This is a genomic window from Intrasporangium sp. (assembly GCF_030452765.1).
Lineage (GTDB): Bacteria > Actinomycetota > Actinomycetes > Actinomycetales > Dermatophilaceae > Intrasporangium_A.
The window spans coordinates 1-8,798 of sequence record NZ_JAKDLO010000180.1; the positions used below are offsets into that span (position 1 = coordinate 1).

Below are 8,798 nucleotides of genomic sequence, written 5' to 3' on the forward strand. Positions count from 1 at the left end.
CACGCAGCCGGGACGCCCCGGCCGGGCCCGGGAGGTCCCGGTCCGATGGTGCGCCCGCCGCGGCTACGCACCGGCGAGGGCAGGTCCGCCTCCCGGCTCGAGCTGTTCTTCGACCTCGCCTACGTGCTGGTCGTGGCCGAGCTGGCCAGCGCGCTGCTCGCCTATCCGGACCCGGCCAGCGCCCTGCGGTTCGCCGGGCTCTTCACCCTGATCTGGCTCTCCTGGACCGGATTCACCCTGTACGCGGACCGGTTCGACACCGACGACCTGATCCTTCGCCTCGCCAAGCTGGCCGCCATGCTCGGCGTTCTCGGATGCGCCGCCAGCGCCGCCGAGGCCACCAGCACCCACCTGACCCCGTTCACGCTCAGCTACCTGCTCGGCCGGCTCGTGCTCACCCTGCTGTATCTGCGCGCGTGGTGGCACGTGACCGACGCCCGGCCGCCCATCGCCATCTACGTCGCCGGCCACTCGATCGTGCTCGCCCTCTGGGCCGGCTCGCTGCTCGCGCCCGCTGGCGGCTACTGGATGTGGGGCGCAGCCGCGCTCGTGGACCTGGCCACCCCGGTCATCGCCACCCACCACCACAACCGCGTCCCGCTGCACCTCGAACACCTACCGGAACGCTTCGGGCTGCTGGTCATCCTCGTCCTGGGCGAGGTGACCGCGGCGGTCGTGACCGGTGTCCACGAGACGCAGTGGGCCAGCCGTTCCGTCCTCGTGGCAGTGCTCGGGTTCGTCGTCGCGGCTGCCGGCTGGTGGGTGTACTTCGATGTGGGCGGCACCGTCAGCACCCGAGTCCTGCAGCGTGCCGAAGACGCGCACCCAGACTCCAAGGCCGAGGAGCAGAGGCTGGACGAGCGGCACGACCTGTTCATCCACGGGCACCTGCCCACCACGCTCGGCATCGTGCTCGCCGGCGTCGGACTCGAACAGCTCGTCCTGCACCCCACCGCGACCTTCGCCGACTCGGGCGGCTGGCTGCTCGTAGTCGGGCTCGGTACGCTCCTGCTCGGCTGCACCCGTGATCGTCGGCGGATCCCTCGACAGCGTCACCCACGCGGCCGGCTGGCCGGGAGCCGGATGTATGGCGCTGAGCCTGCTCGGCGTGATCCTCACCCTCACGAACACAACCACCATCCCCGCCCTCGCCGCCCTCGCCGTCCTCGCCGCGGCGCTCGGAGTGATCGCCGCCACCGGAACCTGGCACACCCGCACCACGTGACCACACACGAAGCCACGCGGCCAGTGTCAGCCGCCTCAGGCGGGTGTCCCCCGCACCGGAACCTGTGCGACCCGCACCATGCGCGTGGACTGCTCAGGCTCGTCGTCGCCCTCCCCGCCCGCCTCGCCGCCGCGCCAGGTGATCGTCAGGTCGGCGCCGTCGACGGCCAGCTCGGCGAAGCAGTTCTCGAACCACGGACCGTGCGTGACGCGCCATGGGTAGGCCGGGTCGGGCATGTGCTTCGACCGGCCCGCGACAGCCCGCATCGGGTGGGCGAGGCTCTTGGCGAATGCGGACATCACGACGCGCATGGCCTTGGGCATCGGGTTGCGGATCGGCGAGCAGACCGCCTGCACGATCCGGGATCGAGCGCCGTGCCGGGCCAGCGCATCGGTGACCTCGGCGAGGTAGGAGTTGTGCACGTCTCCGGAGAGGAAGACGATCGTGTACGGCGCCCTGCCGCGGTTGCCACGCGCGAGATCCATGACCATCTCGAAGACCTCGGCCATGTCGTCGGCGAACGCCGCCCAGTGCTCGAGGTCGATCTTCTGCCGGATGCGCTCCGCCAGTCTGGCCGGGCCCGATCCGTAGCGACCGCTCGCGACAGCCTCGTCGATCGCCTCCAGGTCGTGCAGTCCAGGCGGCAGCAGGAACGGCAAGGACGTGCCGATCAGCAGGTGATCGACAGCGCCGCTGAGCTGCTCGTCGAGCCAGGCCAGCTCGTCGGGATCGAGCATCGAGCGGTGCCCCGGCTCGAGGACCCGGGCGGCGCGGGAGTCGACCACGACGAGCCGGCAGTCGCCGAGGTCGCGCGAGTAGCTCCAACGGTAGACCCAAGGGTGGCGGTCGACGCGTGTCGCCAGGTCGCGCACGGCCGAGGTCAGGTCGAGATGCTCACGTGAGGCGAGCACCCTCTGGTGGATCGGGTCGCGAGCCAGCTGGGCCGGGCTGAGGTTGCCCAGGTGTTGGTAGACCCAGTACGAGCTCAGTCCACCGACGAGTCGCTCGTGCCACCAAGGGCTCCGGTTGATCTGTTCGTGCCACGTCCATGAGGTGTTCCAGTCGTCGCGGATGTCGTGGTCGTCGAAGATCATGCAGCTCGGCACGGTCGAGAGCAGCCACCGGTTGGCCGGGTCGCTCCACGCGAGATGGTAGAGGTGGGCGTACTCGACGAAGTCCTTGATCTCCGTGCCGGGCGGGTCCTCGAGCCCGCGACGGTGCGCGATGAACTCGCGCATCGCCTCGGAGGTCTCGTCGGCATAGACCTGATCGCCGAGGAAGGCGACCAGGTCCGGCCACTGCGCATCGCCGGCGCCGGGCTCGTCCGCGAGGGCCAGCGCGAGGGCGTGCAGCGCGTCGATGCCGTTCTGCCGGTTGCTCTTCCGATCGTGCGACTCGCTGACCCGGCACGAGCCGAAGACGAGGCGGGTCGGTCGGTCGAGGTCGAGGGTACGGATCCGAGGCGCGGGGTAGGGGCTGCCGGCCGGCGGCCAGACGACCTGCCCGCCGATGGACACGGTGTACTCGAGCTCGGCACCCGGGGAGAGCCCGTCGAGGATGACGAGCGCGTAGTGGTGGTCGTGCACCGCGAACGAGACGGCCGCCCACTCGCGTCCGTCCGCTTCCACAGTCACCACGACCGGGTGGGCCGCCTGGACCCAGATCGTCGCCTCCGTGAGCCCGACATACCGCAGCATAGGACCGAGCACCAGCAGGTCGTCAGGCTCCCCGCGGACCGGTCCTGCGCTCACGGGCACGCCCTCCTCCAGCCAGCATGCAGCATCGACATGCGCCTCCCACCCGGGATCGGACGATGGTCCCTCGCCAGAACCAGTGATGTGGACACGTTAGCGGAGCCCGCGTGGTTGGCGGTGTGTTCAGGTGGTTGTCATCGGTGTCGGCGCCAGATCAGCGTGGCCGTCCCGGCGAGCAGCACGGCCAGCATGGCTGCCGCCGGGATCGCGACGCGGCGATCGGGTTTGCCGTCGGCGGTGGTCGCGGCGTCCATGGCACGGACGACTGCCTGCTGGGCGCGAGAGGTGGCGATCGTGGTCTGGTCGGCGAGGCGGCGCCGCAGGCCCGCGATGCGGCGCTTGGCTCGGTACTTGACATCGGCCTTGTCTGCCAACTCCTCGATGGTCTCGCCCAGCAGTTCTCGGGTGGCGTCGATGTCGGCCTGGATCTGCGCCGGACTTGCCTCCGCTCCCGGCATGGGCGAGTCAGCCCGAGCGGGCTCGGCAGGGTTGGACGGGTCAGTGAGCGTGGCCATGGCTGCTCTCCTTGACCGTGTCGACGTCGAGCTTGACGTTCGCCACGGTGCGCTCGGGTGCCGAGACCTGCTGCACCTGCTGCTTGCCGACCAGCGCGAGGGCGCCGCCAGTCAGCAGCAGCACGAGCCCGACGACCAACGCGGCCAGCCACCACGCGAGCGCGATGATCGCGGCCGCGACCAAGGCGGCCACCCCGAACAGGGCCACCAACCCAGCAACGCCGAACAGGCCGGCGCCGAGGCCGGCATGCTTGGCAGAACGTGTCAGCTCTGCTCGGGCCAGGGCCAGCTCGTCGCGGACCAGCCGCGAGGTCTGCTCGGACAGCTGGGTGACCAGCTGCCCCACGGAGGGTTCGCCCTGCTCGTGTGGTGCCGTGGATGGCGTCGTGGGGCTCATGCCCACTGCCGCGCCTCTTCCCGCCGCTGCGGGTCTCCCTCACTGGCGCTCGGTCGGGTCCTCACGTCGGTCGGCGCTCATGGCGCGGCCCGCCAGGTGCCCGCGCCGGCCGGGCCGGTCGAGGCGTGCTGGGACACTGGGGCATCGCGGTCGCCGTCGGCGCCAGCGCCAGCGCCAACGCCGGCCCCGGCGCTGTGCCGCCCGGGAAGGTGGTCCTTGACCTGTGGGGCCTTGTCTTTGACGGCACTGGCGACCTGGGAGGTCTTCTCCTGTACCCGCGGGTCCTTCCAGACGCGTTGGGCCTGACCGGCGATCTGTTCGTACCGCTGGTGCCCCGCCTTGGCGCCCAACACGTACCCTGCGATCCCGGCCGCGAGGATCATGATCTTGCTCATCGTCCTGCTCCTAGTGATGTTGGACTTGGCTTGCGTTCTCGGTTCTGCGGTGTCGCTTCTGGGGTGCTGTACCCCCTCGCGCTGCGGTCATGCCCCCGCAGCGTGATCGATCCGCCCAAGGCGTTCACGCACTGTCATGAGGCGACCAGCGGCTAGGAGCCGGTGTGCGTGCGCCGGATGCCGTCCCGTTGCGTCCGCGAGCGTTGAACCCATGGCGCTGGTCGCACTGTGCTGGGTTCAGCCGCCGGGCCACTCGCCGGTCCAGCGCTGGAAGGCGCGGGCACCGCCACGATCGATGATGGTCTTGACCAGCGAGTACAACGCGCCCTGAATGACGGCGGCGAGCAGGATCTGCTTCAGGGGGTACTCGGTCTCCAGCGCCTTGGGCGGGTCGGGATGGTCCCCGGGCGCGGCCCGTCGCCAGATCTGTCTGAAGATCATCGAGGCCACCAGTCCCCCCAGGATCGAGCCGGCCAGACCGATCGGGCGGTACAGCAGCTTCGCGGACTTGCTGGTCTGTTCCTGTTGCCTGGTCATCGCCTGCCTCCTGGACGAATGGCGCCGACGTCGCCGGTGGGCCGATCCACCGATGATCTGCCCCACCGATTCCGAGGCACCGATGTTGTAGTGAACACGTCGAAGGGCGCCCACGCACTCCTCCTGAGGCGCGGGTCGAGAAGGGTCCGTGCCTCCCTCGACCTGTAGCACGACCCACCCCGGTAGGCGGGGAAACCCGGTCGGGACGCCCGAGCTACGGCAGCGACATACCGGCCCTGGCGGGTGACCTCAGCCGACCATCCTCACCGCCGTCGCGTCGCGCGAGTCGATCAGGATGCCTCGTCTGGGGAGATCACGGCCGCCTCGTCGACGGGCGGCCCGGATGGTTCTTCGTGATCGGTGGGCTCGTCGTGCCCGGCGAGGTGGTGCACGACGGCGTTGACCATGGCCGCGATCGGTACCGCGACGAGCGCGCCGACGATGCCGGCCATGATCACCCCGGTGGCGATCGCGAGGATCACCGCGAGCGGATGCACGTGCACCAGTCGGCCGAGCAGGAACGGTTGCAGCACGTGGGCTTCGATCTGCTGCACGGCCAGGACCACGAGCAACATGATCAAGGGCATGCACGGGCCCTTGGGCGACCAAGGCGATCAGCACCGCGACCAGTCCGCTGACGAAGGCACCGACGATGGGCACGAAGGCGCCGACGAACACGAGGATGCCGATGGCGGCCACCAGCGGCAGGCCCAGGGCCCGCGCGCCGATGGTGATGCCGATGGCGTCGACGAACGCCACGATGATCGTGGCCCGCACGTACGCGGTCAGGGACAGCCAGGCTCGGCGTCCGGAGGAGTCCGTCCGCTCGCGGGCGCGGCGCGGCATCAGGCGCACCAGCCAGCACCAGATCTGCTCGCCCTCGAAGAGAAAGAAGAACGTCGCGAACAACGCGATGAAGGCGCCAGCCACGAAGTGTGTCGCAGAGGTACCGAGCTTGGCTGCCCGCGAGCCCAGGCCACTGGAGGTCAGGGCGTCCTTGGCGCTGCCGAGGGCCTGCTGAATGTCGGCGTCGGTGACTCCGAAGTTCACCCGGGCCAGGTCGCGCAGCTGGCTGATGCCCTGACCGACCTGGTCCGACAGGTCGGCAAAGCTGCTGCCGATCTGCGTGCCGACCAGCGCCAACAGGCCGGCGACCAGCACAACGGCCCCAACCAGGCTGATCCCCGCCGCGACCCCGCGCGGAAGCCCCCACCGGTGCAGCCGGGTGACGACAGGCGCCAGCAGCGCCGTGAACAGGGCCCCGACCACGACCGGGACCACGACCTCGGACAGGTAGCGCAGCACCCAGCCGAGAGCGACCACGGCCACGGTGATGGCCAGCAGCCGCCACGCCCAGGTGCTGGCCATCAACACCCCAGGGGTGACCACGGCGTCGGTGCCGCGACCCCTGCCCACCCGGCGGTCGTCGTCTTCGGGGCCCATGGACTCCCCTTCCCAAAGCGGTCGCGTAGTCGGTGTTGATGCCGCCCACTCGGGCTCGGCTGGCGTATGCCGCTGGCTGGAGGCGTTGCCGCGTGCTCTCACCGACCACAGCCGCTCGCCGCGCCCGGAGATGCGCTCGGCCCTTACTCCTCAGGCAGAGGCCCTAGAACCTGTAACGCCTACCCGGTGGCGCCGTGCTGGAAACGTCATGCACCATCGGTCCGGCCATCTTCGGCGGCGGTGCCGTGGAATCTCGCGTGGGGTCGGCTCACCGGCCAGCACGTGCGCGCCGTAGTCGGCCGGGTCCCGACGTTGGTCGTCGCCAACCGCATGAGGTCCGGTCCGCTGGCCGTGTGACAGTCATGGCCGGGCCACCAACGCCTGGAACCGGTCCAGAAAGACCGGCCAGCCGCCCTCAGCGCCCAGGCCCGTGCCGTAGTCCTGCCAGCCGTCGCCGTGCCGGTCCAGATGGCGGTGACGCAGTTCGACCCGGGTCTGCTCCGCTCCCAACGGCACGAACCGCACCTCCACCTCGCTGGCCCGGCCAGGATCGGGCTCGAGCCGCCACTGGGTGTCGATGTCCCAGCTGATCACGAACCTCTCGGGCGGTTCGAAGGCGAGCACCCTCGCCCAGCGGCATACGCTGCCGTCCACGCCCTGGTCGTAGACGTGCCCGCCGACGTGGCGCTCGAACACCGTCTCGGTGATGTCGGCATCCAGCAGGTTGTACTCCCGGGGCTTGATCCGATCGAACTGCTCGGTGAAAACCGCGAACGCGTGGTCTTGTGGCACGTCCACAACGATGTCGAATCGCAGGGACGTGGCCGGCTCGGTGGGGGTCATGATCACTCTCCTGTGTGGTGGTAGTCGTCTTCCGCGACTCGTTTGAGATTCCGCAGCGCCTCGCTCCAGAACGCCTCCAGTTCGCCCCGCAACGACGCCAGCCCGTCCAACCGGGCGCTGTAGATGCGCTGCCGGCCGTGTGGGCGCACGTCGACCAGACCTGCCCGCAGCAGCACCCCCAGGTGCTGCGAGACCGCCGGCCGGCTGACCGGCAGGTCCCGGGCGAGATCGGTGACCGAACCCGGCTGCCGCACCACCCGCGCCAGGATGCTGCGACGGGTTTGATCGCCCAGTGCGGCCCATGTGTCGACGCTTCCCACAAATGCGTAAGTTACTACTTACGCATCAGCATGGCAACCGAGTCGGTGATACCCGGAGCTGGTCAGGGGTGTCTCGCAGGAGAGGCCGATGGCCGGACCGACGATTCTCGGGATAATGCGACATACACATGGGACGTCACAACCTCACTGCAAGCAGCGTGCGGGCCAGCGCCTGATCACTCTCGCGACGTGCGCGGCACTCGTCGCGACGCCGAACCGCATGGTCGCCTTGGCACCTGCAGAGCTCCGAACGCAGGGACGGTGCCACCTGACCGGCCCGCCGGCTCCGTGTCAAGATGCTACGACGTGCTACAGTCGCCCTGTGCGCACGATCAGCCAGCGGGAGCTCCGCAACGACAACGCCGCGATCATCCGTGGGATCGAGAGCGGGGAGAGCTACACGGTGACCAGGCGCGGGGTCCCTGTTGCGCGCCTGACCCCATACGACGACGCATCGAGCCTGCGGTGCGTTCGGCCGGCCCGGCAGCGCGTCCGCTACTCGGACCTCGCGCGTGTAACCGCGCGGACCTCGACGCAGGCCATTCTCGACGAGATTCGGGGCGAGCGTTGAGCCGCTGGTACCTCGACACCTCCGCAGCCCTCAAGCTCCTCGTCGAGGAGGCCGAGTCGGAGGCACTTGCTGCACTTGTGGATACGCAGCAGCCGGATCTCGCCGCGTGCTGCCTGCTCGAGACCGAGCTGCGCCGGGCTGCCCAACGAGAGGTCCCGCTCACCCAGCTGACCGTGACGACCTTCCTCGAGACCATCGACCTGTACGAGGTTCCGCCGTCGATGTTCGCCGAGGCGGGACTCATCCCGGGACCGACCCTGCTCTCCCTCGACGCGCTCCATCTCGCCGGAGCCATCCGGATCGGCGTCACCCACCTGCTCACCTACGACGCCCGGATGGCGGACGCGGCTCAGCGGCTCGGGATCCCCGTGCTCTCGCCAACCTGAGCGCGCGGAGGAGTTCGATCGCCGGGGTTGGGTCGACTCAGCTGAGGATGTCGGCGCGCCGGAAGCGCCGGTAGCTGAGCTGGACGAACAGGATCGTCCACACTGGTCAGGCAGCCAGCCCACGCTCAGTGGCACTCCGCCGACGGGCAGGACCCAACCGTGAAGGGCAACTCCGTCGCTGCCGCGGATCGCCTGGCTCCGCTGACATATGTCGAACAGCATCATGCCAGGCCCTGCCGACACTGGCCTCACCGATGAATCAGGTCACATATCAATAGGATTCGCGACCCCCAACTGTTCCCAAGCGTGCTCCATGTCCGATATGGTCGAACACATGATCGAGACGCTTTGCACGGTGTTCGAGACGGTGGGAGGGGCTGTCACCGCTGGCGTTCCGCCGTGCTCGGGCGTC

Annotated in this window: 11 protein-coding genes and 2 pseudogenes; 4 read left to right on the forward strand and 9 right to left on the reverse strand. The window is 69.4% G+C overall.

The genetic code is table 11. The features are described from left to right. Window positions 1-45 precede the first annotated feature (45 nt). Together L0H79_RS22285 and L0H79_RS18140 are read left to right on the forward strand one after the other, a co-directional pair. Window positions 46-972, forward strand: a pseudogene (locus L0H79_RS22285) (low temperature requirement protein A); the annotation flags it as partial. A gap of 52 nt (window positions 973-1,024) precedes the next feature. Continuing rightward, window positions 1,025-1,225: a hypothetical protein gene (locus L0H79_RS18140; protein ID WP_301486046.1), complete on the forward strand. Its 201-nt coding sequence runs from the start codon at window positions 1,025-1,027 to the stop codon at window positions 1,223-1,225. A 35-nt stretch (window positions 1,226-1,260) separates the two neighbouring features. Here the strand turns inward: L0H79_RS18140 and L0H79_RS18145 are convergent, their stop codons facing one another. The 9 genes and pseudogenes from L0H79_RS18145 to L0H79_RS18180 all read right to left on the reverse strand — a co-directional run bounded on the left by L0H79_RS18145 (window position 1,261) and on the right by L0H79_RS18180 (window position 7,429). Continuing rightward, window positions 1,261-2,976 (reverse strand): alkaline phosphatase D family protein, encoded by a 1,716-nt coding sequence (locus tag L0H79_RS18145; protein WP_301486047.1) that lies wholly within the window; start codon window positions 2,974-2,976, stop codon window positions 1,261-1,263. Window positions 2,977-3,113: 137 nt separating this feature from the next. Continuing rightward, window positions 3,114-3,494 carry a DUF3618 domain-containing protein gene (locus tag L0H79_RS18150; RefSeq protein ID WP_301486048.1) on the reverse strand — a complete coding sequence of 127 codons (381 nt, stop codon included), beginning with the start codon at window positions 3,492-3,494 and terminating at the stop codon, window positions 3,114-3,116. Then, entirely contained in the window at window positions 3,478-3,891 is a 414-nt protein-coding gene (locus L0H79_RS18155; protein WP_301486049.1) for a phage holin family protein, read from the reverse strand. Before L0H79_RS18155 ends, L0H79_RS18150 begins: the two co-directional genes overlap by 17 nt. 77 nt (window positions 3,892-3,968) lie before the next feature. Continuing rightward, complete coding sequence (locus tag L0H79_RS18160) at window positions 3,969-4,286, reverse strand: YtxH domain-containing protein (protein ID WP_301486050.1); 318 nt, start codon at window positions 4,284-4,286, stop codon at window positions 3,969-3,971. Window positions 4,287-4,523: 237 nt separating this feature from the next. Beyond that, window positions 4,524-4,823: a DUF4235 domain-containing protein gene (locus L0H79_RS18165; RefSeq protein WP_301486051.1), complete on the reverse strand. Its 300-nt coding sequence runs from the start codon at window positions 4,821-4,823 to the stop codon at window positions 4,524-4,526. Between the two features lie 290 nt (window positions 4,824-5,113). Further along, entirely contained in the window at window positions 5,114-5,410 is a 297-nt protein-coding gene (locus tag L0H79_RS22290; protein ID WP_367652494.1) for an AI-2E family transporter, read from the reverse strand. Window positions 5,411-5,420: 10 nt separating this feature from the next. After that, a pseudogene (locus L0H79_RS18170) lies at window positions 5,421-6,266 on the reverse strand (AI-2E family transporter); the annotation flags it as partial. A 360-nt stretch (window positions 6,267-6,626) separates the two neighbouring features. Beyond that, window positions 6,627-7,109: an SRPBCC family protein gene (locus L0H79_RS18175; protein WP_301486053.1), complete on the reverse strand. Its 483-nt coding sequence runs from the start codon at window positions 7,107-7,109 to the stop codon at window positions 6,627-6,629. 2 nt (window positions 7,110-7,111) lie between these two features. Further along, window positions 7,112-7,429, reverse strand: coding sequence for a helix-turn-helix transcriptional regulator (locus L0H79_RS18180; RefSeq protein ID WP_301486054.1), 318 nt, complete (start codon window positions 7,427-7,429; stop codon window positions 7,112-7,114). A gap of 322 nt (window positions 7,430-7,751) precedes the next feature. Between L0H79_RS18180 and L0H79_RS18185 the strand changes: the two genes are divergently transcribed. Further along, window positions 7,752-8,000 carry a type II toxin-antitoxin system Phd/YefM family antitoxin gene (locus tag L0H79_RS18185; RefSeq protein WP_301486055.1) on the forward strand — a complete coding sequence of 83 codons (249 nt, stop codon included), beginning with the start codon at window positions 7,752-7,754 and terminating at the stop codon, window positions 7,998-8,000. Further along, complete coding sequence (locus L0H79_RS18190) at window positions 7,997-8,386, forward strand: type II toxin-antitoxin system VapC family toxin (protein ID WP_301486056.1); 390 nt, start codon at window positions 7,997-7,999, stop codon at window positions 8,384-8,386. The genes L0H79_RS18185 and L0H79_RS18190 overlap by 4 nt, the downstream gene beginning before the upstream one ends. Window positions 8,387-8,798 lie beyond the last annotated feature (412 nt).

What these genes read in the sequence shown, in the direction of transcription:
- L0H79_RS18150 (WP_301486048.1), bottom strand. Translation starts at nt 3,494, where the DNA reads ATGGCCACGCTCACTGACCCGTCCAACCCTGCCGAGCCCGCTCGGGCT.
- L0H79_RS18155 (WP_301486049.1), bottom strand. Translation starts at nt 3,891, where the DNA reads ATGAGCCCCACGACGCCATCCACGGCACCACACGAGCAGGGCGAACCC.
- L0H79_RS18160 (WP_301486050.1), bottom strand. Translation starts at nt 4,286, where the DNA reads ATGAGCAAGATCATGATCCTCGCGGCCGGGATCGCAGGGTACGTGTTG.
- L0H79_RS18165 (WP_301486051.1), bottom strand. Translation starts at nt 4,823, where the DNA reads ATGACCAGGCAACAGGAACAGACCAGCAAGTCCGCGAAGCTGCTGTAC.
- L0H79_RS22290 (WP_367652494.1), bottom strand. Translation starts at nt 5,410, where the DNA reads ATGCCCTTGATCATGTTGCTCGTGGTCCTGGCCGTGCAGCAGATCGAA.
- L0H79_RS18175 (WP_301486053.1), bottom strand. Translation starts at nt 7,109, where the DNA reads ATGACCCCCACCGAGCCGGCCACGTCCCTGCGATTCGACATCGTTGTG.